The following is a 24298-nucleotide window of genomic DNA, read 5'->3' on the forward strand; positions in this document are numbered from 1 at the left end:
TCGCCGGCCGCGCAGCCCGCGCGGCGAATCATGTTGAAGCAGCGAATCCGACGAAGCTGAATCGTAAATGCGTCTCTAACGTTTTCCAATCTTTTCCTGTCGCGTCGCGATGTCGTCAAACCCACGCGATCGGTTGCGGGACGACGCACATTCACCGCGCAGACGAAGTTTTGTTTCCGAATGTGTCTGAGGTCAGTGCAAGCTCAGGCGGTAATCGCCTTCGCCGAGCCAACCTCGTTGCGCAGCAGGAATTTCTGGATCTTGCCCGTGGACGTCTTCGGGATTGGTCCGAACACGATCGCCTTCGGCGTCTTGAAGCCGCTCATATGCGTACGGCAGAAGGCGATGATGTCGGCCTCGGTCGCACTCGCGCCGTCCTTCAGCTCGACGAAGGCGCAAGGCACCTCGCCCCATTTCGGGTCGGGCTTTGCGACCACGGCCGCGAACAGCACGGCCGGATGCTTGTAGAGGATGTCCTCGACCTCGACGGACGAGATGTTCTCGCCGCCGGAGATGATGATGTCCTTGGAGCGATCCTTGATGGTGACGTAGCCGTGCTCGTCGAGCACGCCGAGATCGCCGGTGTGAAACCAGCCGCCCTCGAACGCTTCCTTCGTCGCCTTCTCGTTCTTGAGGTAGCCCTTCATCACGATATTGCCGCGGAACATGACCTCGCCGATGGTCTCGCCGTCGCGCGGCACCTGCTGCATGGTCTGCGGATTGATGACGGTGACGCCTTCCTCGAGCGGATAGGGCACGCCCTGCCGCCGCTTCATCCGCGCGCGCTCGGCGGGCGGAAGCTCGTCCCAGCCGGGCTGCTCGGCGCAGACGGAGGCAGGGCCGTAGACCTCGGTCAGGCCATAGACGTGGGTGAGCTTGATGCCGATGTTTTCGGCGCCTTCAAGCACGGCGACAGGCGGTGCGGCGCCGGCGATCAAGCCGACGACGCGGCGGACCGCGCTGCCGTTCGGTGCGTCAGGCGCATTGATCAGCACGTTGTAGACGATCGGCGCGCCGCACATGTGGGTGACGCCGTGCGTCTTGATCAGCTCGAAGATCTTGGTCGGCTCGACCTTGCGCAGGCAGACGTTGATGCCGGCGGCTGCCGCCATGGTCCAGGGAAAGCACCAGCCGTTGCAATGGAACATCGGCAGCGTCCAGAGATAGACCGGATGCTGACCGAGATTGCCCGCGAGGATGTTGCTGACGGCGTTGAGATAGGCGCCGCGATGATGGGTGACGACGCCCTTGGGATTGCCTGTCGTGCCCGACGTGTAGCTCAGTGCGATCGCGTCCCATTCGTCGCGCGGCGGGATCGCGACGAAGTCCGGATCGCCTTGCGCGATGGCGGCCTCATACTCGATCTCGCCGATGCGCTTGCCGCCTTTGAAGGACGCATCGTCGACATCGACAACGAATGGCTTCGGCCCCTTCATCTGCGCCAGCGCATCGGTGATGACGCCGGAAAATTCAGGGTCGACCAGAATGATTTTCGCACCGCCATGGTCGAGCTGAAAGGCGATCGAGGGCGCATCGAGGCGAATGTTGAGCGCGTTCAGCACGCCACCCGTCATCGGCACCGCGAAATGCGCCTCGTTCATCGCCGGAATGTTCGGCAGCATCGCCGCGACGGTGTCGCCGACGCCGATGCCCTTGCCGGCAAGCCAGGACGCAAAGCGCTTGCAGCGCTCATGCGTCTGGCGCCACGTGAAGCTGCGGCCCTCATAGACCGTGCTGACATGATCGGGATAGACGGCGGCGCTGCGCGCGAGGAAGCTCAGCGGGCTCAGCGGCACGTAGTTGGCGGGAGTCTTGTCCAGGCCGATGTTGTACTGGTTCTGCCGCTCGCTCATCGACCCCCTCCTTGAACGCCGCGCTTTACAGGAATCCGATCGAGATCCAGGGGAAGATCGCGACGATGATCAATCCCACCAGCAGCGCCAGCAGATAGCCCCAGATCGGCCTGATGCCTTCGGCCGGATCGACCTTTCCGATGGCGCAGGCGGCATAATAGCCGACGCCGAACGGCGGGGCGAATAGCCCGATACCCATCGCCAGAATGATGATCATGGCGTAGTGCACCTCGTGCACCCCGACCAGGCGTGCGATCGGAAACAGCAGCGGCCCGAACAGCACGATGGCCGGTATGCCTTCCAGCACGCTGCCGAGGATCACGAAGGCCAGGATCGAGACCGCGATGAAGGTCGCGGAGCCGCCGGGCAGGCCGGTCATGGAGGCAGCAAGCGCCCGCGAGAAGCCGGATTGGGTCAGGCCCCAGGCCATTCCGGTCGCGGTGCCGATGATCAGCAGGATCGCGCCGGACAGGCAGGCGGTCTCGATCAGCATCGGCAACAGCCGCCGCCAGTCGAACTGCCGGTAGATCAGCAGCCCGATGACCAGCGCATAGACGATGCCGATGGTCGATACTTCGGTCGCGGTGGCGATGCCTTCGACCACGGCGTAACGGATCACGAAGGGCAGGGCCAGGGCGGGGATGGAGATGACGAACGCACGGGCGATCTCGCCCGACGTGGCGCGCCGAACATGGCTGAGATCCTCGCCGCGGTAGCGCCACCAAACCAGCCCCGACAGCGTCAGCGCCAGCACGACGCCCGGCAACAAGCCGCCGGTGAACAGCGCCGAGATCGAGACGCCCGTGACCGAGCCGATGGTGATCAGCACCAGGCTCGGCGGAATGGTTTCGGTCTGGGCACCGGTGGCGGCGAGCAGGGCAACGAGATCGCCGGGGCGGGCGCCGCGCTGCTTCATCTCCGGAAACAGAACCGGCGCAACCGCGGCCATGTCGGCCGCCTTGGCGCCGGAAATGCCGGAGACCAGGTACATGGCTCCGACCAGCACGTAATGAAGGCCGCCTCGGACATGGCCGAGCAGGCTCGCGAGGAACGCCACCATGGCCCGCGCCATGCCGGTCATCTCGATCAGGAGTCCCAGGAATACGAACAGCGGCACCGAGAGCAGGATGAGGTGGCTCATGCCTTCGTCCATCCGTCCGACCAGCACCATCAACGGGGTCCGCGTGGTCAGCGCCAGATAGCCGAAGATCGCAAGTCCAAAGGCGAACGCGATCGGCACGCCGGCGAACACGCAGAAGCCGACCACGCCGACGAAGAAAATGACGAGGTTGATGTTGCCGAGCGGCTTGAGCAGCGGCTGCGCGAACCAGAACAGGGCGATCAACACCACGACCGTTGCCACGGCGGCCAGCAACGTCTTGAGATCGCCGACGCGGGCGAGCCGCAGCAGCGCGAACAGCACCATCAGGCAGATGCCTACAGGCAGCGCGGCGGCGCGCCAGGTGTTGGAGATCTGGAGTGCCGGCGTGGTGATGAAACTCTCTTCATAGGCATATTCATAGGATGGGTGCACGATCAGCAGCAGGAACGCCAGCGCCGCACAGGTCGCGACCACGTCGAGATAAGCCCAGAGCCTCGGACCGGCGCTTCCGACCAGCGCCGTCATCCGCATGTGCTCGCTGCGGCGGAATGCGACCGCCGAGCCCAGCATGGCCAGCCACAGGAACAGCATCGAGGCCAGCTCGTCCGACCACACCAGCGGCGCATGCAGCACGTAGCGCGAGACCACGCCGGCAAACAGGATCACGATCTCGGCGACGACCAGGATTGCCGCCGGGATCTCGACCAGCCATTTCAGTGCAAGCTCGATCGAACCGAGCAGGGACCGGCGGCGAGGGGGCTCGGCCACCTCGCCGGCCAAGGTGCGCGTCACCGCTGGCGTCATCTCGACATGAGCCATGTAGGCTAAACTCCTGGCAAGGCCCCTATTACTGACGCGTTACGACAGTTTGCCGACGGACTTTTCGAGCAGCTCCCAGGCCTTCTCGCCGTACTTGCCCTTCCACTCATTGTAGAAGCCGGCCGAGCGCAGCTTGTCGCGGAACGGCCCGACCTCGGGCTGGTTGAACAGCAGGCCCTTGCCGGTCAGCTCCTGCCTGACGCTGATATTGAGCTTCTCGGTGTCCTCGCGCTCCTTCACGGCGGCGGCGTTGACGTTCTTGGCGACGATCGTCTTGATGTCGTCCGGAAGCGCAGCCCAGGCGCGGCGGTTCATCAGGAACCAGAAGCCGTCCCACATGTGGTTGGTCATCGAGCAGTATTTCTGGACCTCGTACAGCTTTGCCGTCGAGATCAGCGCCAACGGGTTCTCCTGGCCCTCGACGATCTTGGTCTGGAGCGCCGAATAGACCTCGGCGAAATTGATCGAGGCGGGCGAGGCGTCGAACGCCTTGAACATCGAGGTCCACAGCGGCGACACCGGAACGCGGATCTTGAAGCCCTTGAAGTCATCAGGACCGTTGATCGGCTTGGTCGAGGAAGTGGTCTGGCGGAAGCCGTTGTCCCAGATCTTGTCCATGACCTCGAGGCCGGCCTTGTTGATCTCGCCGCGCACATAGGCGCCGAGGTCGCCGTCCATGGCCTTCCAGACCGTGGGGTAATCCGGGAACGCAAAGCCGATGCCGTTGATCGAGGCCGCCGGCACCAGGGTCGCCAGGATCAGGCCGGACAGCGTGAAGAACTCGACGCCACCGGAGCGCACCTGGCTCAGCATGTCGGTGTCGGAGCCGAGCTGGCTGTTCGGGAACACCTGCATGTCGAACCGGCCATTGGTCTCGGTCTTGATGGCCGCCGCCATCTCACGGGCGCGCGCCACGAACGGATGCGATTCCGGCAGGTTGTTGGCGAACTTGTAGGTGAACTCGGCGGCCTGGGCACGGGCCACATAAGGCGCGCTGACGCCGCCAAAGACGGCGGTCGCGGCGGAGGCCTTGAGAAGCGTGCGTCGGGAAAAGCGGGTTGAAAAGACCATGGGTCTGCTTCCTCGGAAGTTTGTTCTTGTTGTGAGATGCAAACCTATACGGACGTCGGGCCAGAAGGTCATCTGCGATCTCGCGAAGCTCGCTTATTGCAGCCGGACAACGTCGCGGCAATATCGGCTTTCGGCAGATACGCCGGACAAGAAACGCGAAAACAACCCCATGCACAGTAGCCGTCAAGGGTTGAGGCGTCGGTTGAGGTTGAAGCCGGAAACGGCCGCAGGGCGAAGGCAGCGTGCCAGGAGTTTTATCTAAGTATCTGATAGAATTGTATATAAAGATATTCCATAATATACCTTATGCGAATAATGGATGTGGGCGGCGTCAGCCGCAGGCTCGCCTTGTCCTTTGTCGTTCGCGTTTGAATTTGTCACTGGGGCCTCTGGTTGATTTTGTCACTCGCCTACTGATGCCATTGGTCTTTCTGGCCGGCGGCGTCTTCACGCTTGTCGCGGCTCGATCAGCCCCTGGTTCTGGAAGACTCAATTCTGTCACTGGCGGTGTTGGCGCTTCGAGATTCAATTTTGGCACTGAGCGATAGCTCGGCCTATCGCAGGGTAACTTACACTGCGATAGGCCGAGCCACGCTGCGCTTGTTGACGTGATCTACCGGCCGGTCATCGGGGCCGGGTGTGGGCTGTTGCTGGCGCACCCTGAGCCTGTACGGGCTGCGGCGCTTGATAGGATCGGCCTAGGGGCAAGCGCTCGGACGAGCGGTCATCCTCATCGGATGCTTGTCGTATCCGAGCCAGAGTGTCTTGGCTGGCGGACCGAAGCGCACGTCTCGTCGAAGTACCCTAACGCTTGCGACGGGCTCGGCGGGCGTGTTCGTCGCGTCGCTCCCGACAATCACGCAGCGGCCACCAAACACGCAACCGTCCTTTTTCCAGCGCCAGCCGTCCTCTTGGGCCTTCCCGTAGACGATGTCGCCGCCGGGAGCATTCAGCAACGGCACTGGTGCTCCTCCCAGAACGTGATCAATCCCGGCGGCAGTCCGTCCCATCTCGGCGCGATCAATCAATCCAATTTCGGGATCCACAACGATCACCGAGACGGTCTCTCCCGATTGCGCAGGTTCCGGAACCGAGATTGGGCTGACCCAGCGGATCAGGCCTTCAAGCATTTCGAGACTCGACCGCGCTGCCGTACGGTCTCCGAAGGAATTCCGTCGTCCAAGGACGATCGCAGAGCTGCGAATAGCCTTCGACCCTCCTAACGAAAACCCGGCATCGGCGCCCTCTCCTTCCGCGGCCAGGATTACATCCCCATTGGGAAGGGTCGCGAGAACGTGCCTGGGAGACCCGCACAATCGCCTGAGCTCAGCGGGTGTGGGGTCTACCTCCTCGACGACAATCCGTCGCTCGAACGGGTCTATTGCAACAGCCTTCACGCTACTTATCCGATCTGCGCGTCTTTGCAGAATCATCGGTCGACGCACGGCGGAGGTCAACCCGATCGGCAAGGCTTGCGCCGGAGAGTTGTGAATTCCTGGTTACCGTTGGGCTTTCTAAACCCAAGTTTGCGCTCTCGTTCGGCCGGACAGGTAAAATGTGGTCAGCGCCACCAGCGTTGATCATGGCGCGTACTGCCCTGTGGGCCTGATGCTCAGATGCCGTGCTTGGCCACTGATTGGATGGCGGCAGATAGCACTTGTGTCGCTGCGCCGGGGTCGAACTCGGGGTCAAGAAGATCATGGAGCGAGAGCGGACAGGTCGACGGCAATTGAGGTCCGACTACCCCACGATTTTCCAAGGTGCGGGTAGCTGCGTTGCAGGCGACACGCCAGATTTTCTCAAGATCGAGTCGCCGCTTCAGTCCTGGCGAAAAGGCCAGGACGGCATCGCCTTGGAATGTGACGATTTCCTCAAACCAACGCGTTAGAGTCTGACTTTCAGGTTCGAGGGCTGATTTCAGCAAGTGAATTAGGGTTTGTCGAAGTAGACTAGATATCGCCAGGACTTCGGCACGTCCCATGCCTTCGATCTCTTCAGCCAGATTGTCGATGTCAAGGCGCGTGTCTGCAGGCGAAGTTGCCCCAAGGATGCCGGCTTGCTCCTGGGTCCACCCGTAGAAATCTGTGTCGTGTTTACTGGCTTGTTTCGTCAGCATGAAACCTCCGAGCACCTAGAGATAAAGGCGGGCCGGAGCATAATCAAAGGGAGAAGCCGGCGACCAAGCCACCCCTCCGTTCACTGTTCGGCCGGGTTAAGCCTCTCGGAGGCGCAAAAGCCGCTCGGGACGCATTAGCGCTTTTGTTACGGCCTCTCATGCGCTGCTGGGTAAAGGCCGACGCGGACGGTTCTGCGGTTTAGCCGAGGGCCAAAGGCACGGCGCAATCCTGATCTTGACTTATACGAGATATTATAATATCTATTATTGCCAGATAATGGGAACAGAGGCTATGGATATATCCCTTAATTTAAGCTCACCCCAAGACATTGCTTCCGATATAGCGAACCGCGCAAAGCAGCGGCGATTAGAGGCCAACTTAACCCAGTCGGGGCTTGCCGCCCGCGCTCAGGTCAGCTTGGGCACGCTGAAGCAATTTGAGCGCACAGGCAAATCTTCCTTAGAGTTCCTCATAGCCATCGCGTTCGCTCTCGGCGCCGAAAAGGAATTCGAGGGGCTGTTTCCTCCGAAGCCGCACAGGTCGATCGAGGACGTGATTTCCAAGCCTGTCAGAATTCGGGGACGCAGAAAGTGAAGAAGCCGAAGGTCCCAGACGGAAAACCGCCCCAAGGCATCCAAAAGCTGGGGGTGTCGCTCGATTTCTACGGCGAAAAGATCGAGGTAGGAACATTGGCATCCAAGCCTGTCAGAATTCGGGGACGCAGAAAGTGAAGAAGCCGAAGGTCCCAGACGGAAAACCGCCCCAAGGCATCCAAAAGCTGGGGGTGTCGCTCGATTTCTACGGCGAAAAGATCGAGGTAGGAACATTGGCATGGAGCAAAGAGGAACGCCGGGCGTATTTCGAGTACCACCCCGATTTCGCCGCGAGGCGCCTCAACGTATCTCCGTTCAAGCTTCCTGTCGGCGAGGGAGCAAAGCCGGCGCCGAATTCGCCGTTCGCCGGGCTGCACGGCATGTTCAACGATAGCCTCCCCGACGGTTGGGGCCGCATGCTTCTTGATCGTCATCTGCAGAACCTCGGATACGACTTCAGGCTCCTCACGCCTCTTGACCGCCTGGCATACGTCGGCCAGACCGGCATGGGAGCGTTGCGCTACATTCCCGATAATTCCCTTAGCAAAGCCGCCGGCGACGCCGTCGACCTCGATTGGCTTGCTGCGCAAGCTGAGGCGGTCCAAGGCGAGGTCGACGAAGCCGACGTGGATCGTCTGCTCGAAATCCAAGGTGGCTCCGCCGGCGTCCGCCCCAAGATTATGATCGGCTTGAATGGCAAGACCGGTAAGATCGTAGCCGATACCGGCACCGATCTTCCGGAAGGCTTCGAAGCTTGGCTGGTAAAGTTCAAATCGAACGTCGATCACTCCGAAATAGGAAAAGAAGAGTACGCCTACTCTCTTATGGCGAAGGCAGCAGGCGTCGATATGCCCGCCACTAAGCTCATCAAAACCAAGAAGGGCAGCTATTTCGCCGTCCAAAGGTTCGACAGAACCGAGGGTGGGAGCGCGCATGTACAGACGGTGAGCGGGCTGTTGGAGGCCGATCATCGGGCTCCGTCCATCGACTACGATACGCTGTTGAAAGTCACGCGACTTCTGACGCGCGACGAGCGTCACGTACGCCAGATGTTCGTCCGGATGATCTTCAACGTCCTCGCACACAACCGGGACGATCACGCTAAAAATCACGCTTTCCTGCTCGCAAAGGATGGAGTTTGGCATCCGACGCCGGCGTACGACCTCACGCTCTCGGAGGGCCCCGGGGGCGAGCACAATCTAGCTGTGGACGGTGAAGGGAAGAACCCGACCAAAAAGCACATTCTAAAGGTTGCGCAAAATGCGTCGATTCCGCAGGAGGAAGCCGAGCAGTTCTTCGAACAAGTTCAGAGTGCCATAGATCGCTGGCCTGAATATGCAAAAGAAGCCGGATTGACGGAGAAACGTCTCCAGGAAATCGACCGGCTGCTGAACAAGCGTGGATCCGGTGCCGCTTAGGGCGGCGACATTTCTCCCTACATAGCCAACATTGATTCTGGACACCACCCAAATGGCCTATGAAATAGAGTTTCATCCTGTCGGGTCGGGAGCCAACAGCGGCGACGCGATAACAATGCGCTACTGGACGGGCGCGGAGTGGCGCGTGATCGTCATCGACGCTGGATTCCAGGAAACCGGCGAAGCAATCGTCGAGCACGTGCGGTCGGTGTACGGCACGAACACGGTTGAGCACGTCGTCAGCACGCATCCGGACAACGATCACATCAGCGGTCTTCGCGCAGTCATCTCGCAACTTAATGTGCAGAACCTCTGGATGCACGTTCCCGAATACCACGCGAAAAACATGATGGATTACTTCCACGATCCTCGATGGACGCTGGAGGGCCTCACCGCGGACTTGCGGCGCGCCTACCCGATCGTCAGCGAAATCCGAGACTTGGCCCTGAAGCGGGGCACTTCGCTTCACCCTCCGTTTCTAGGCGCAAAGATCGGGCCCTTCACGGTGCTTTCGCCGACGCAGGCCATGTACGAGGGCCTCCTCCCCCAATTCCGCGACACCCCAAAGCCCGCGCAACAACTCCTCGTCCTCTTGGGGCATTGGCTCACAGGGATCGGGCGACGCGTGGCGACGGAGATCCGGCGCATCATCGCGGAGGACCTGTTCACCGAGACGCTCCGTGAAGGCGGCATCACGGCGGCGGAAAACGAATCCAGCGTGGTCTTGTACGGTCAGATCGACGGTCGAAACATCTTCCTGACGGCGGACGCCGGCTTGAGAGCTCTTGGCGCTGCCGTGTCGTACGGTATTGCCATCGGTCTTCAGTTCGGCACCGCTTTGAACATATTCCAGGTCCCGCATCACGGCAGCCGCAACAACATCTCCCCTGCACTGCTCAATCGGATCGTCGGAAATGTCTCGGGGTTCGGATCCAGAAGATCGATTGGTTGCGTCATCTCCGCCGGGCCCGAGGATGAAACTCATCCGCGCCAAGTCGTGGTGAACGCGCTCTTGCGTCGTGGCGTTGAACCCCAGGACACGAAGAAGGGCATGCTTTTGTTCAATCACGGCGTTCCGGATCGGGCGGGCTTCAGTCCCGCACCCACCCTGGAGTTTGCCACGAGGGTGGAAGCCTATGACTGAGACGGTGTCGACGTATTCCCCGGCCAAGATCCGACAGGTGACTTGCGGGGGTCGTTTCATTCCCCGACGGTTACATTGCGACTAAGTGCTGCTCGAGTTGCTTGGCGATGGGAACTCGCAACTTCTTTGAACCTGCGTTGCCTCGTTGGCATCGGAGGCATACTTGGGTGTAATCGGCCTGCCCGCTCTCTTTCGGCGTGAAAAGAGCGCGGCGCGCCCTTGGTTATCGATCAGAAACCCGAGCAACTGCGCGTTCTTTAACTCATGAAAAGCAAGCGTCGAGACGCCTTCGCCCCAAAGGAATTTCCGGCAACACTCTTTCGACCTCCAGACAAACGGGGCGATGACTGGCCGGATGAGCCGGATGTCCGGCGGGCTGTGACCTACTTTCGCGACTTTATTGGCCAGGACGAGTGGAAGAAGCGGCGCAATGCTGCGGCCAATCGCCTGTACGCGGCGTCGCTGGGTCGTGTCGACGAGACCGACCGCGGCAGATATTTCGACGAGTCCGACGTATTCGGCTGGTATCTCTTCCTGGCCGAGGCTTTTATCGATCATGTCTGGAATTTCGAGCCGACGTTCGGATCGCGGGTAGTGCCGGTGTTCAAGGCGATCGGGCGCGGTCTCGATCTGCTTCTTTCGGTCGACGGCGTCGAAGAACGGGCACGTCGCCTGGTCAGCAGTGAACGGCGTCAACCAAATGGCGGGCTCTTCGAGCTGCTCGTCGCATCCGCCTATCGCTCGTCGGGCGCGCGGGTAAAGTTCGTACCCGAGCGACGCGGGCTGAGCCGGACATACGATATGGATGTTGAAATCGGCTCGCGCTCCTTCGCAGTCGAGTGCAAGCGCTTGGAAACGAGCCAATACGGTGAACGGGAACGAGCAGCGATGCGCGAGCTATGGCGCCCCAGCGCGACAGGGTTTTCCCAGAATGAGCAGAGCGCATTTTGCGATGTCCATTTCCGCATCCCCATTGATCGGGTGCCACCCGCCTATCTGACCGAGAAGTCGCTCGAGTGGCTCCGGTCCGACATGCCTTCGCTGCTTTGGAGCGACGATATGTCGTATGGCGCGATGGGCGAGCTCGATCTCGATCCGTTGCGCGAGGTTCTCGACGATCACCATGTGCTCGCGTCGAGTTCGCGTATGCTGGAGCTGCTCTCGGGCCGCTACGTGAGGCACGCCAATTACATTCAGTTGAGCCGCTTAAAGCTCGCGGAAAACCCGAGATATGTGCACGAGTGCGATCTTGCCGTGCTGCTCCGTTGGGAATCGGCCTCTCCCGAAGCCATCGATGCGAAGGCCCGCGACATTACGACGAAGCTATCGGAAGCCAGCGACCAACTTCCTGCGGGTCGCCCCGGTATCGTTCACATCGGCTTCGAGGCCGTTGAAGGAGACGATGTAGAGCGCGCCCGACATCGGAAGATCATCGAGCGAGCGCAGGCTTTCGATCCACGGGGAAAACCTCTGGAGTACGTGTATTGCCATTACTTCGTACCCGAAAGCCCGCCTGACCAGGCGTGGGCGTTCGACGAGACGCTCCAGTGGGTGGGCATCGCGCCGACCGGTCCTCATCCCCTCGGAGAAACAATGCTGATCCTTCCGGCCGAGGGCGTTCGCGAAGGACCTCACTGGCGTTGAAAATCAAGGACCAGGGTGGTGCAGGCAGCGTGCCTCCAGCCAGTATCTTAGCATCAGGACAATCATTACCTGCGCAGCCGGGCCGCGAAGCGCTGAAGCGCAACCCGATCGCCATCGGTCATCAGAAAGCCGCGTGATGGATAGTCTTCCGTGCCTCCATGAAGGACCCGTCTATCGTCGATCTGCGACACCAGGTGGGCGAAAGGTGGATTGAAGCGTCGAAGCGGCCAGCCGGAGGCCGCATGCAATTCTTCCGCATCGACGGTCCCGGTCCCAGATTTGCCGAGAGCAAGATCGACGAGCGCAACCACGTCCGTTTCGGGGGTGCTTTGCCCGGTATGGGGATCGAACGTGATAAAAAGCTCTGCGGTGGTGAACATCCGCGGAAGCCGCGTGGAAATCATCGAGTTCGTTCTCAGATAGCCATCGCTTTCGAGCTCGGCCACGGCAAACGCCAAATCGTCGATGTTGGATTCCGGAAACGCCTCGATGAGGTCTTGCTCGGGAATGAAGCAGTCGAAGCCCTTTTGGGATTGTTCCGATACCCACAATCCTATCCGGATCGCCAATGGCCCGAGTTCGCCGATCTTCAACTCGGACTTCTTCTTTGCTGGCGGCGCGATCAGCGGAATGCTCAGCCTGTCTTTAGCCGGCGGCGGAGCTCCGCCTGCAGCGAGCCATCCGTCGAGACCGTCGATCACCAACTGACCAATCGCGGCGAACTGCAGGATGTCGTCGCCGACCAGGGGCACCGTTTCGCCCAGTCGGGCCTCTGCGGCATGTTCGGCGAACTTCGCGTCGGCCACGCCGAGATTGTGTCCGATGACATGCCGCTTCTGGATGTTCAGCGTCAGGACGGCAAGAGCGTCGGCCGTCAGAGTTCCGAACGGATCGATGTCGAACTCGGCGAAGCGCTTGCGGCCGCGCTCGATGTTCTGAAAGTCGTTGGCGATCGGCTTCGTCGCCGCGACGTCGGGTGGTCGAGTGGTCGCCTTGTATAGGTATACCGTCTTTAAGGTCGCTTCGAAGGCCGTCAGTACGTCTTCATGCGCATTGCCCATCATCCTGTATGCGAGTTCATGCCTTCCCGAGCCGAGTTGGCCCGCGAGCTCCACCTGCTCCCGGACGAGCGCGATTTCCCGCGCAAAGTGCAAGTGAATGTTCGGCGCTCCGCAATCCGGACAGAACAAGGAAATGGCGTAAACGCCGTAGTCCCGGCCGCACTCGTCGCATACCAACTCGCGGAGAAGATCGTTTCGAGCGAACCGCGGTGCGGGTTTGGGCGACGGCCGTGTACCAGTCGTCACCTTGAAAAATTTGTTGCCAGCGTTCTTCCGGGCGAGGTCATCGAACATGCCATGGATTGCCGCCGCGGCGTCGGCGTGAAAGGCATGAGCGACGATTTCCTTGGCAGCCGCGAGGTCGTCCGGATGCGTAAAGTTCTCGTCGTCGTCCAGAACGCCGCTATACGGACAGACTGTGCCTGGCGTACCGGGCGCGTGCGTCATGCGAGACGTCAAGGCCTCGGGTAGAGTGAAATCCGATACTCGGTCGCCCAGAAGAAAGAGGCGCGGATGTGCGTCTTCGTTGGGTGAATACCGGTACACCCGGCCATCCGGCGTCTTCGGTAGCGGAATGCCAAGCGTCAAGTTGTTGCCAGAACCACCCGTCTTGTACTTCTCCAAATTCCGCAAGCGCATGAGTCCACCTCGGATAGTTGATCGTTGAGCCGATGGATCGACGCGAGGAGATGCATCTCCTCCTCGCGTCGGAGATCATGATTCCTCACCTTCCGAGCGAGCCCGCCGGGACCTGGTTTCGCCGGTCGCGGTCGATGCCCGCCGCGTACGTTTTGCGGATGAGGCCGCCGCGGGCTGGGCGGCAGCCGGCACCTCAAGCGTGTCGCAGCACGCCAGCAGGGCCCGCGCGAACTGATCGCCGGCGTCCCGAACCCAATCGTCGCGTACGACGGTAAACCAGGCCGTCAATGCGACCAGATCGACGCAGATCGCTCCGATCGCTGCGGGCTTAATGGCCGCCAACGCCGTGGGAAGTGACGACATCGAGAAACTGGACACGGCTGGGATGATGTTGTCGTAGCGCCAGACGACGGTGAGAACTGAAATCAGAAGAGCCGCCAAGCAGGCAGCGACCCCGATCGGTTTCAATCCGCGCAGGTTCCGGCGAAAGCCATATTCGGCATTCTCCTTCTCGACGAGCGGATAGGCTTTCCCACGGCAACGTTCCTGAAGCCACTTCACCCCCGATGCGTACATGGCGTCCGCGGCCTTCGGATCCGCCCTCTCCTGCTCCGGGCTTGGCGTAACGAACAACGGCACGTTCTTCGCGAAGAACGCGTGGTATCGGGCCAACACCGGCGGCGGAAGATGTTCTTCCCTATGGCGCAGCCAGATCGTCGATGGCCAACCTCCCCATTCAGCCAGGAGACGCTTCTCCACCTTCTTGCCGCGCGATCTGCTCAGGACGCTCAAGCCATACAGGAGCCCGCAGGACGTCGCGATGGTCACCAGCGTGGCGCCCCAGCTCGAGGTGACCAGCCGGGGAAACCACGCGATCGCAGTGAGGATGATCGGAAACAGCGTGAGTAAGCCCGGAAACAGGCGAGCCTGTCGTGAATAGGGATCGAAGAGCTTCGAAATATCGATCATCGGATCGCCTCTGTGCAGTCATGGGCGCTGGCCGGCGACGGGTCTGGAGATCTCGGATTCTTCATCTTGCCACCTTGACCACGGCGCTGTGTGAGCTGCCGGCTCCGGATAAGGCTTCAGCGGTGAAATGGACATATCCAGCCGGCGTGTGGATCAGCATCAGCAACGGAAAATACTGGCGTATCGAAAGCAGAGCGGCGGTCTTCACGTCCTTCCTGGACGGGCCACTGGGGACGAGATGATTGTGCCAGGTCCCGAGCGCGTAGAGCGCGCCGCCAGATCCTTCGATCAGATCTTCCAGCATGGGCCTCAGTCCCTCGGTACCGAGCACGAACTCGTCGCGCGAGAATTTGCTGTCGGGCGGCGCGGGCATCGTGCCGACGACGTGGAAGACGTTGGCGACGTCCGAATATCGGCCGACGATGATGCCGCCCGTCTCCGAGCCACGGCGCGCAGCGACCTCTCGCCGGATCGTGTCGTCGACCTCGGGACTAAGGCGCACGACGCTGTCCGTGCCGTCGCCTACGACGATGCGCGGCCGGATATCCTTGCGATGCCATATCTGGTTCAGCCCATCGGCCGCCAAACTGCCGACCAGCACCTCGCCGGTCTCGGGAAGACCGTCGCGTTGGAGCCGGCGAATATGCTCGGACATCGGCGCCGCGAACGAGGACAAGCGACCGTCCGACAGCGGCATCGTGATGGCCGCGCAGCCCTGACCGATCGCGATCGCTTCGGCCTTCGTGTTGAAGACCTCGTTCCTGAGGGTGGGATCCGAATGGATCAGGCGATAGGCCTCGCAGATCAGATCGGTCGCCGACGGGTTGGCCGCCGGTCCCTCCACCGACATCAGGCCGACGCTTCCGATGCCCAGCATGCATGCCTCGACCACCCGGGGCCGGTCGATCGTGACTCCAGGCAAGACCAGCGCCTCGCGCACGCTTGCGGAGCCGGTCGTATTGACGACGGCAAAGCTGTCTCGGGCGACCAAAGGGGCGATCGATTGATCATCGAATGCGCGCGCGACGACGTCCACTACGTGCGGCACCGTCGGCTGCTTGAGGGTCGCGAGTGCCTCGGCCAGGTAGTGCGCCTTTGGAATGGACCAGAAGCTTTCGACTTTCGTGTCGGAGGGAAGCGTGGCGTAGCGCGCGAAATTGTGAGGTTGCAGGATGCCGTCGTCGATGAGGGCCGCGGGTCCCCGTCCGGACCTGGCGAGATGAACTGCGAGTTTGGATCCGATGCTTCCGCAGCCGAGGAGCGTCCACGGACGCAGCGCCTGCCCGTCGTCGCCCGCAGCGCGTCGCAGCAATTCGGGTGATATCTCATCTCGGTGCGTGGCGGTCCTGACCAGCTTGCCGCTGCCTGACGAGAGCGCCTCGCCGCCGCGCAATTCCACGACGTAGGGGCATATCTCGATCGGCGAAGTCGTGCCGATCACCTCGAACGGGCGTCGCGCCAACAGAATGACGGCTATCGGCTGCTTCTCCTTCAATTTCGATTGCGAAACCCGCTCCTGCAGGATTCCGAGCTTCGGCTCCAGGAATTCGCGGCAGCCTAGTTCGGCCGCCCGCTTCAAGAGCTCGTCAATCGTCGTGACCGTTTCCGGAAGATAGCGATCCGCCACGAACGGCCGACCGGTCGGGAGTTTACCGGACCACGCGATCAGTGCGTGAGCGTTGCCGGTTTGCCCGTCATCGCCGACAGGCGCATATCGCCATTCGCCGGCGAACCGCGGCCCCAGCGGTACCGGAGCGGCGCGCGGGATGCCGATCCGGTAGGTAGACAAAGTTGCTTCGCGGTAAGCGTAGTACCACGCCGGGAAGACCGAGCAGCCGCCCTCTCTGGTGGGCAGACCCGTCAACCAGGTCGGATCCGCGACGATCACGTCGTCGATCCCGTCACGCCGCACCGGCTCCCAGCCGTGCTCCGGATCGATCAGCTGCGCCATCGCAGCCTTGTCCAGCCAGTCGACCAGTTGCTCGAAAAGGCCACCTATTCCGCGAACGCGCAGAACCTCACGCGGCGAACCGGCGACGAGACACGGTTCAGGTGGACCGCCATTCCTCGAGGGCTGAATGTGCGGATGACTGCGATTGAAGTCCGTGCGGAGGCGGATAAGCGGCGCCCTCAAGGGATATCCTGCCGTGAAGATGAACGTCACGGGCTCGACCGCGCGGACGCCCGACGGGCTCTCGCCCGCAGCCCTCCATGCGTTCGGGAGTTCGGTCCGGATCTCCACGATGGCCCGGATGGCGTCGTTTCCTTCGATCCGTTCGGCGGTCACCCGTTCGACGGACGGGTGAGCCTCGATCAGGCGCAGCGCCCGTCGGACGGGTATGGGAATGTCGTCTGCCGCGGAGATCGCCGCCATATCGGCTCATCCGTGGGCGAGCGGCTGGCTTCCGATACCGGTGCCGGCGGCGACGCTGACGGCGACCGCAGCGCGCTTGACGCGCGGTCCGGCCGAAGTGACCTCGATCGCCAGCGGATCGTCGCCCGGACTGTCGGCGACGCACTTGAATTCGCCCTTCACGGGATCGAGGATATCGATGTATTCGCGCTTCGCACGGATGCACGGCGGATCGTTCTTGTCGTCCTTGATGGTCTTGCTGCTGGCCACGATCAGCGCGCCATCCAGCGGTTGCCCGAGGGCGCTCCGGGCGGGCTCGGACACCTTGGCTTTCTCGCCCTTTTCGGACCAGCTATCGTAGGAAAGGCTGTGCCACGAACAGTGGTGCGGAGCGATCAGAACGTCGTACTGCAGACGCTCGGGCCACTTCTTGTTGCGCTCCCAGATGCGGTCCCAGATCGCGACCTCGGCGTCGCCGCCGAGAAGGAAGCGCCCGCGGGTGACCTTGGACACCTTCAGGTCCAGACGCATGATGACGCTGGAGTTGTTCTTCGTCAGAACCTCCTCCTCCGCTTCGTCGTCGGCAGGCATCGGCGCCAGCAGCCGCGCCTCGAAGGAAGTGTCCTGAACGCCGCAGATCTTCGAGAACACCTCGTCGACCTTCACCAGGATTTCCGTCAGGTCATCGGTCTTGCCGTCGACGTCCTCGCCCAGGATCAGGATGCGGTTGCCGTCCTCGGCGGTCCGTTCCTTTTTGAACCTGTTGGCGCGGCGGCGGGCCTCGTCGCGCCAAGCCTCGGCGTCGGCGCAAAGGACGTGATCCTCATCCTTCGCCTTCGCCCGGCGGAACACGATCGGCGAGGACCACATTTCACGGATGATGATCTTGTCGTCGGCCTTCACCCAGGTCGACGGGTCGCCGAGATGGAAGTGCTTGACCAGGCCCCGGATGTGATCGGCGTCCGGATGGGTGTTCAGGAAGCCATCGACGAACAGCCTCCCCTTATCGTCCCGATCGAGCTTGTTCCGGATCTGTTTCCCGACGTTGGGGGTGTCGTCGTCCTCGTCGTCGGCCGCCTCCCGGATGTTGATGTCGGTCAGGATCCGACGACCGGACTCGGTCTCGAACAACACCATGTCGCCGTTGTCGACTTTGAAAAGTGATGCTTTAACTACCATTCCCATCCCCCTGATTCAACGATCGAAAGATCGGTCGCGGCTCCTTGACCGATTGCAGATCGGACGGGCGCACTTAAGAAGATATGATGGCAATTTGGCCACGCAAGATGTGCTACCAGATTAATTTTATCACGCTATATATATGATATTGTTCAAGTTTTAATCATCTGGAACCAGCTTTGTTCACTCGGTGTTCTTGGTTTTTCAGCCGACAAGCGGCATGATCGGGGAACTAGGATTGCTCCGGGTGGAGATCGTCCTCGCAGCGGATGGACAGGTTCAGGATGAGCAAGAATATCGTCGTCTACTCCGACGGAACCGGCCAAGACGGCGGGGCGCGTCCGGAGCAGCGCATCAGCAATATCTTCAAAATGTACCGTGTGAGCCGCGACCATGCGGACACGGCCATTGATCCGTCCAAGCAAGTGGTCTTCTACGACGCCGGCCTTGGGACGGATATCGGCGCGACCGCCCTCACCGCTCCGGTACGCTTTGTCCAGAAGATGCTCGGGTCCATCGCGGGCGACGGCATCAAGCGCAACATCGCCGACTGCTACGAATTCGTCGTCAACCACTACGAAGACGGTGACCGGATATTCCTCTTCGGGTTCAGCCGGGGCGCCTACACCGTCCGAAGCCTGGCGAACCTGCTGATGCTTTGCGGCGTCCCCACAAAGACGCCGGCCGGCCCATTGATGCGCTACCGCAAGGCCGTGAAGGACATCGCTTGGGAGGCCGTGGATACCGTGCTGGAACACGGCGCTGGCCACCCGCGGGAGCAGTTCGAGGCGGAGAGGCTCGAACTGGCGCGGCGATTTCAGACCAAGTACGGCTCCGGCGACGGCTCGGATGCCAACGCCGCGGCATATTTCGTCGGCGTGTTCGATACGGTCGCAGCCCTCGGCGCCAGCGGTCCGCGACGCCGGATGATCCAGGCCGGCCTAACTCTCGGCGTCGCTGCCCTCGCCTTCTTCGCTTCGCTCGTTCCGGCCGCGATCCTCGGTGCGCTGACGGCCATCGTCTCGGAGGCCGGCCTGCTATGGGGCTTCATCGTGCCGGCGTGGCTGGTCACGCATCTGGCGATGCTGATTGCCGTCATCTGGTTCTGGAAACGGCAGCGGACGGTCAATCTCAAGACCATCTACGACTTCCCGAACAAGGGCGATCCGCCGCGCTCTCATACCGCCGAGTGGACAGGCAAGAACTTCGATCGCCTTCTCAGCAAACATGTACGTTTTGCGCGCTCGGCGAACGCAATCGACGAGACGCGCAAGGATTTCGCCCGGGTCGGCTGGGGCGGCACCGAGCCGTCTGTGCACCCCGCGACTCCGGGTGTTCCGCGTCTCATCCAGCTCTGGTTCGCAGGCAACCACTCGGATATCGGCGGATCCTATCCCGAACCGGAATCGCGTTTGTCGGATATCGCCCTCGCCTGGATGTGCGAGCAGGCTACGTCCATCCCGGACGGCTTGATGACCGGGCCGATCTACGTGGACGGGATCAGGATGCCGAAGACTGGTGACAACGGACCGGCACTGAACGTCTTCCCCGGCGCGAACGGCGTTCAGCATTGCGAGATCGCGGGCATGCGCGACACGCTCGACGCCTACGCCGCCAGTCTGCCGAAATGGCGATGGCTGCAAAACCTCGTCGGCACCAGGAACTGGGAAGTCGAAGTCCGCGAGATCAACCACCAGGCGCCGGTACATCCGACCGTACGGACGCGCTTCGACCTGCCGGAAGTCAGGCAATGTGCTGGCGTCGGCGCATATCGCCCAAGCGCACTGGCGAGCCATGACGACTTCAAACGCTACTATCCGCAGGTGGAGTCGACAGCACAATCGACCGGGCCCGCCTGAACGCTTGAGGAGACGCTCTTGGTCGCGCTTGCCGACATCAAAGCTGACCTGCCGGATTGGCCGGACGACGTGGTGGATCAATGGCTATTGAACTTAGCGACCCAGGAGGGCATGGGCTGGCCCCCACCGGTCCCCTTCAACGGCCATCGGTGGCAGTACATCATCGTGAAGCCGGTATCGTGGTGGAAGAAGGTCACGTGGACGAAGGTGTCGCACGACTGTAGCTTCGACGAGCTGTCGCTTAATTCCCGCAAGATCATGAATTCCATGTTCGAGGCGTTGGTCCTTGGAATCGAGAATGGATATGGCGGCGACAACAGCAAGAAGCGCTTTGAATCTTGCGTGAGCTACCTGGCGGTGAAAGGACAGTTCCCCCGCGTGCCTGTCACCATGCCGATAGAAACGGGCCTAAGTATCCTGGACGGGAATCATCGAGTCTACTCGCTCACTTTCCTGCAAAGCGTTCCTGAGCCGGAATTGAAGAAGCAAGGCATCAATCGCCCTTCCGTCATCCAAGATGTTTGGGTAGCGAAGCACGCGGATGGGGAGGTTTTGGATAGCTGACGTCGATCGAGCGAGTGGTCGCGCGCAGTACACCCGACAGCGCCGCAATGGCGGGGCCCTGCCGAGAAATTGTTTCGGGCCGCTAGTTCGACAACCGAGAGACCTCGGCGAACCTTAGAGGCTCGCAGGAAACCTGAAACTCGCCATCACCGTCGAAGCTCTTTCCCATTAAGTGAAGAAGCGCGCGCCCATGCACAACAGGCACAGGGTGCGCTGTCATTATTTCGGGATCTTCCGGAAAGCACGGCCCGACGATGTCGCGAACGTTCGGGACGCTCAAGGACGTGCTCGCACCCTCAAAGAGAAGCTCGTCGGTCTCCGGATGCCAGACGCAAACTACGATCGCGAGCATGAAGATGTTCCTTGGGGCCACCGGTCCGGCCGCTCCGACAAAACGCCGGTGTCGGCTGCCTCGACTGCTTCCGTTTCGCCCAGTTAGATCATCTCGATTGCGATGGGGAGCGGCGCAAAAGATCGTTGGAGGTATCGAAAGATACATTGACGGCCCCTGCCATCGAGCCAGGCACTCCGTTGCTATTGCCATCGGCTGCCGCCGTGACGCTAAAGATCGGGAAGATGTAGGGCACTTGATCCCTTCGCCCTCCCCTTGAACCGCGATGACCTATGGCAACTTTGCTGCTTCCGGCTTTTTCTCGGGCCTCAAACTTCTGATATAGGCAATCGCTCGTTGCTGGAGTGCCGGATCCAGATTTGTCTCATGGATCCGCCGTTCGACGAGGTCAAGGTCAAGCGGGCGTTGCGCATGAATCGCCTCGACGAATTGCTTGTCCCTGTCATCCAGTCGCGCAAGTTTGGAGGCGATCAAATCCTCCGGAGCCGGCGCTATGCCGTACACGCTTCGTCCTGCGACTTCGGTCCTTACTTTGATCGCGCGAACCTGCCAGCCCGCCGGCAGTTTGGCCGTCGTCTCGTCGACGCCGTCGATGTAGAAGCCGTGAGTACGGTGGAATTGGCTGCTCACACCGAACAAGCCGTCGATGTGCTCCGACGCAACGTTCGGATCACCGCCCGGCGACTTGGCATTCTCTTCCAGCTCCCAGATCTTAGCGTTCTCCGGGAAAGCGTCGATCTCCGGCGATGCCCTTGCCGGCTCAGGCGCATCGGGCATCGATGCCAGAATGGCTTGGCTGCCGACGACGAAGACGTTGTCCGTGTTGAATTCGAAGGCCAAGGCTCGGACGACCCGGAGAAGGTCATCCAAAGTCCGTATGCCGCGATCTTCGGCCATCAAGGACCTCCCGGAACAAGGAAGTCAGGCTGCGCAGACAGGCTGCGTTTGACGATCCGTCTCGCCGCCTTCCTCAAGCGGACACGGGCATGGTAGTCGCCAAAATCGACTCCCTCGGCGAGCCAGAACGGCGAGGTATTACGCAGCCGCACCATCTCGCGGTCGCGGCTGATGAGTTTAGAGGCTAGTTCCTTGGGCGGTAGCGCAAGCAGTTCCTGCCACTCGCGCACGAAGGGCCAGCCGGCGAACTGACTGGCTTGGCGCTCATGAGCCAACTTCGCCTTCTCGACCAATGACGGGTCGCGGCGAAGCATCCGCACGATCAGCCGATGCATCATCAGCTTCGCGGTGTCGCCAACTATGCCTTCATTTAGCCCATCGCCCATCGCGTGGAGCGCCTCTCCGCCCGCTTTTCCGACCGTCGTGTGGACCTCAGAATATAAACAAGCAGTGGGCAACAAAAAAGGGCGCAAACCGAAGCGGATCGGAGATGGTTACCACTTCGGCGGCGATTGCCTAGGAGTTTCGTCGCAGTGGTCCCGGCGGGGCCGTCGGCCGCATCCCCGCCTCTTTGCAGCGTCCTGCAGGTCACTTTCGCGATAATGGCCGAAGCGATGGAGACTTGAAGCGCGTGTGCAGAGCAGCAACCATAGGACGTAAGAAGAAGGTCTGGGTTGCACTTTCGGAGAACGGAACGTAACAACGCAGCGCTCGGTGCCTTTCCTCTGCTCGCGCAACAGATATTTCGATTCCAAAAGCTTTTTCAGGCGAGAGATTGCCGATGTGGCCCGATAACGAGACCGAGCGGGACTTCCTGAACTTCTCCGGCGTCGCCGAAACCGTGGCCGAGATCATTGTGCAGGCCAAGGGACGCCCGATCTCGATCGGCGTGTCTGGCGCCTGGGGCATCGGCAAATCCTCGATGATCAAGCTCACCCGCTCGGCGATCGCCGCCAGGAAGGACGAGAGCGGGAAGAAGGCCGCCGACAAGTACGTCTTCGTCGAGTTCAATGCCTGGCTCTACCAGGGCTATGACGACGCGCGTGCTGCGTTGATGGATGTGATCGCTGACAAGCTCGCGAAGGAAGCGGAGAGCCGACAGACGGCACTCGATAAGGTCGCGTCCCTTGCCAAGCGCGTGAAATGGCTCCGGGCCGCGAAACTCGCAGCGACCTCGGCCGCCTCGATCTATTTCGGGGTGCCCCCGGTCGGCGCGGTCGGCGAGATCTTCGAGCTCGCCAAGAAGGTCTGGTCCGAAGGGGTCGGGAAGGAAACCGGCGAAGCCGCCAAGAAAGCTGCGGCGGACGCGGCGCAGGAAGGTGGCGAACTGCTGAACCCGAAGGAGGAAACGTCACCGCCGAAGGAGATTCAGGCGCTGCGCGACGCGTTCGAACAAGCGCTCGAGGAGCTCGGGATAACTTTGGTCGTCCTGATCGACGATCTCGACCGATGCTTGCCGGAGACCACGATCTCGACCCTGGAGGCGATCCGCCTCTTTCTGTTCCTCAAGAACACCGCCTTCGTGATCGCGGCCGACAACGACATGATCAAGCACGCCGTCCGGAAGCACTTCGTCGGGGTCAGCGACGACCTGCTGGTCACCAACTACTTCGACAAGCTCATCCAAGTTCCCATTCGGGTGCCGCAGCTCGGGACCCAGGAGGTCCGCGCCTACATGATGCTCCTGTTCGTGGACAACAGCGAGTTGTCCGACGACGACAAGGAGAAGATCCGCGCTGGCATGATTGGCCAGCTCAAGCGGACGTGGCAGGGAAAGAAGGTCGACCGGGCCTTCGTCCAATCGCTTGGCGTGAAGTTGCCCGAGCATCTTGTCGGTCAATTCGACACGGCCGAGAGGCTCGCCTCGCTCATGACGACGGCGTCGGGGATTCTGGGAAATCCGCGGCTGATCAAGCGCTTCCTGAACGCGCTCTCGATCCGGATGACGATCTCGAAAGCGCAGGGCGTTGGCGTCGACGAAGCGGTGCTCGCTAAGCTGTTGCTTTTCGAGCGCATCGGCGACACCGCAGCGTATGCCGAACTGGTCAAGAACGTCAGCGCCTCGGGTGAGGGAAAGCCTACGTTCCTCCAAGAATGGGAAGACGCGGCGACAGCGGGGCGCGATCTCGATCTGAAGGCGCCGTGGAACGCTCCCTTCGTGAAGGAATGGTTGGCGCTCTCGCCGCCCCTTCACGACCACGACCTGCGCGGCGCGCTCTACGTCGGCCGCGAGCAGGCGCCGCTTATCACGCCCGAAGACCGCCTGTCGTCGGAGGCGGCCGAGTTGCTCACGGCCCTGCTCGAGCACCCCGACATGGCCCACCAGCTCAAGGACAGGCTGACCCGGGTCTCGCGTATCGAAGTCACGGTGATGATGGATCGCCTGCTCGAGCGCGCCAGAAAGGAGCAGGACTGGGGTGTCCCGCCTATCCTCAACGCCTGCATCGCTCTCGCAGATGCCGACCCACCACAAGGAGCCCGTCTCGCTGCATTCCTCGCGGACCGCCCTTCGCAACAGATCCAACCGAACATCGTGCCGAAGGTCGGCGACCGTCCATGGTCGAGAAGTGTCCTCGATGCATGGAATTCGTCTCCTGACGTTTCGCGCCCGGTGAAGACGGCGATCAGAAAGACGAGAGAGCATGGGAACGTCGCAATCTAGTG

The 24298-nt window shown here is 61.4% G+C and carries 18 protein-coding genes; 7 read left to right on the top strand and 11 right to left on the bottom strand.

The annotated features are described in order from the left end of the window. Positions 1-203: 203 nt before the first annotated feature. From F8237_RS32950 to F8237_RS32970, 5 genes are all read right to left on the bottom strand, one after another. On the bottom strand, positions 204-1853 hold the full coding sequence (locus F8237_RS32950) for an acyl-CoA synthetase (protein WP_151650237.1): 1650 nt from the start codon (positions 1851-1853) through the stop codon (positions 204-206). A gap of 25 nt (positions 1854-1878) precedes the next feature. Next, positions 1879-3774, bottom strand: a complete 1896-nt coding sequence (locus F8237_RS32955; RefSeq protein WP_151650238.1) for a TRAP transporter large permease — start codon at positions 3772-3774, stop codon at positions 1879-1881. Positions 3775-3813: 39 nt separating this feature from the next. Continuing rightward, positions 3814-4845: a TRAP transporter substrate-binding protein gene (locus tag F8237_RS32960; protein ID WP_151650239.1), complete on the bottom strand. Its 1032-nt coding sequence runs from the start codon at positions 4843-4845 to the stop codon at positions 3814-3816. 698 nt (positions 4846-5543) lie between these two features. After that, the gene (locus tag F8237_RS32965) at positions 5544-5975 is read right to left on the bottom strand and encodes a hypothetical protein (RefSeq protein WP_028136419.1); all 432 of its coding nucleotides are present in this window, start codon (positions 5973-5975) and stop codon (positions 5544-5546) included. Positions 5976-6457: 482 nt separating this feature from the next. After that, positions 6458-6961, bottom strand: coding sequence for a DUF29 domain-containing protein (locus F8237_RS32970; protein WP_049820108.1), 504 nt, complete (start codon positions 6959-6961; stop codon positions 6458-6460). Positions 6962-7253: 292 nt separating this feature from the next. On the opposite strand from F8237_RS32970, the gene F8237_RS32975 reads away from it, so the two are divergent. The 4 genes from F8237_RS32975 (at position 7254) to F8237_RS32990 (ending at position 11761) form a co-directional block, all read left to right on the top strand. Next, positions 7254-7556 (top strand): helix-turn-helix domain-containing protein, encoded by a 303-nt coding sequence (locus F8237_RS32975; RefSeq protein WP_028136420.1) that lies wholly within the window; start codon positions 7254-7256, stop codon positions 7554-7556. Between the two features lie 133 nt (positions 7557-7689). Beyond that, a complete protein-coding gene (locus F8237_RS32980; RefSeq protein ID WP_049820109.1) occupies positions 7690-8973 on the top strand; it encodes a type II toxin-antitoxin system HipA family toxin in 1284 nt (427 codons plus the stop codon). 52 nt (positions 8974-9025) lie between these two features. Beyond that, positions 9026-10117 (top strand): ComEC/Rec2 family competence protein, encoded by a 1092-nt coding sequence (locus tag F8237_RS32985; RefSeq protein WP_151650240.1) that lies wholly within the window; start codon positions 9026-9028, stop codon positions 10115-10117. A gap of 264 nt (positions 10118-10381) precedes the next feature. Continuing rightward, complete coding sequence (locus tag F8237_RS32990) at positions 10382-11761, top strand: transposase (RefSeq protein ID WP_151650241.1); 1380 nt, start codon at positions 10382-10384, stop codon at positions 11759-11761. A gap of 65 nt (positions 11762-11826) precedes the next feature. Here F8237_RS32990 and F8237_RS32995 read toward each other — a convergent pair whose 3' ends face one another. From F8237_RS32995 to F8237_RS33010, 4 genes are all read right to left on the bottom strand, one after another. After that, entirely contained in the window at positions 11827-13461 is a 1635-nt protein-coding gene (locus F8237_RS32995) for a hypothetical protein (protein ID WP_151650242.1), read from the bottom strand. 75 nt (positions 13462-13536) lie between these two features. Next, positions 13537-14430, bottom strand: a complete 894-nt coding sequence (locus tag F8237_RS33000) for a hypothetical protein (protein ID WP_028136423.1) — start codon at positions 14428-14430, stop codon at positions 13537-13539. 61 nt (positions 14431-14491) lie between these two features. Further along, on the bottom strand, positions 14492-16804 hold the full coding sequence (locus tag F8237_RS33005) for a Mov34/MPN/PAD-1 family protein (protein WP_049820115.1): 2313 nt from the start codon (positions 16802-16804) through the stop codon (positions 14492-14494). 6 nt (positions 16805-16810) lie between these two features. Next, on the bottom strand, positions 16811-17962 hold the full coding sequence (locus tag F8237_RS33010) for a ComEC/Rec2 family competence protein (protein WP_028136425.1): 1152 nt from the start codon (positions 17960-17962) through the stop codon (positions 16811-16813). Positions 17963-18246: 284 nt separating this feature from the next. Between F8237_RS33010 and F8237_RS33015 the strand changes: the two genes are divergently transcribed. Further along, on the top strand, positions 18247-19821 hold the full coding sequence (locus F8237_RS33015; protein ID WP_028136426.1) for a phospholipase effector Tle1 domain-containing protein: 1575 nt from the start codon (positions 18247-18249) through the stop codon (positions 19819-19821). An 18-nt stretch (positions 19822-19839) separates the two neighbouring features. Then, positions 19840-20385, top strand: a complete 546-nt coding sequence (locus F8237_RS33020) for a hypothetical protein (RefSeq protein WP_028136427.1) — start codon at positions 19840-19842, stop codon at positions 20383-20385. Between the two features lie 622 nt (positions 20386-21007). Here F8237_RS33020 and F8237_RS33025 read toward each other — a convergent pair. Together F8237_RS33025 and F8237_RS33030 are read right to left on the bottom strand one after the other, a co-directional pair. Then, positions 21008-21634 (bottom strand): DUF6036 family nucleotidyltransferase, encoded by a 627-nt coding sequence (locus F8237_RS33025; RefSeq protein ID WP_049820117.1) that lies wholly within the window; start codon positions 21632-21634, stop codon positions 21008-21010. Next, the gene (locus F8237_RS33030; protein WP_028136429.1) at positions 21634-22020 is read right to left on the bottom strand and encodes a hypothetical protein; all 387 of its coding nucleotides are present in this window, start codon (positions 22018-22020) and stop codon (positions 21634-21636) included. Before F8237_RS33030 ends, F8237_RS33025 begins: the two co-directional genes overlap by 1 nt. 395 nt (positions 22021-22415) lie before the next feature. Here F8237_RS33030 and F8237_RS33035 point away from each other — a divergent pair, with 395 nt between their 5' ends. After that, a complete protein-coding gene (locus F8237_RS33035) occupies positions 22416-24296 on the top strand; it encodes a KAP family P-loop NTPase fold protein (RefSeq protein WP_028136430.1) in 1881 nt (626 codons plus the stop codon). The last annotated feature ends 2 nt before the right edge of the window (positions 24297-24298 follow it).

The sequence above is a fragment of the Bradyrhizobium betae genome (assembly GCF_008932115.1).
Lineage (GTDB): Bacteria > Pseudomonadota > Alphaproteobacteria > Rhizobiales > Xanthobacteraceae > Bradyrhizobium > Bradyrhizobium betae.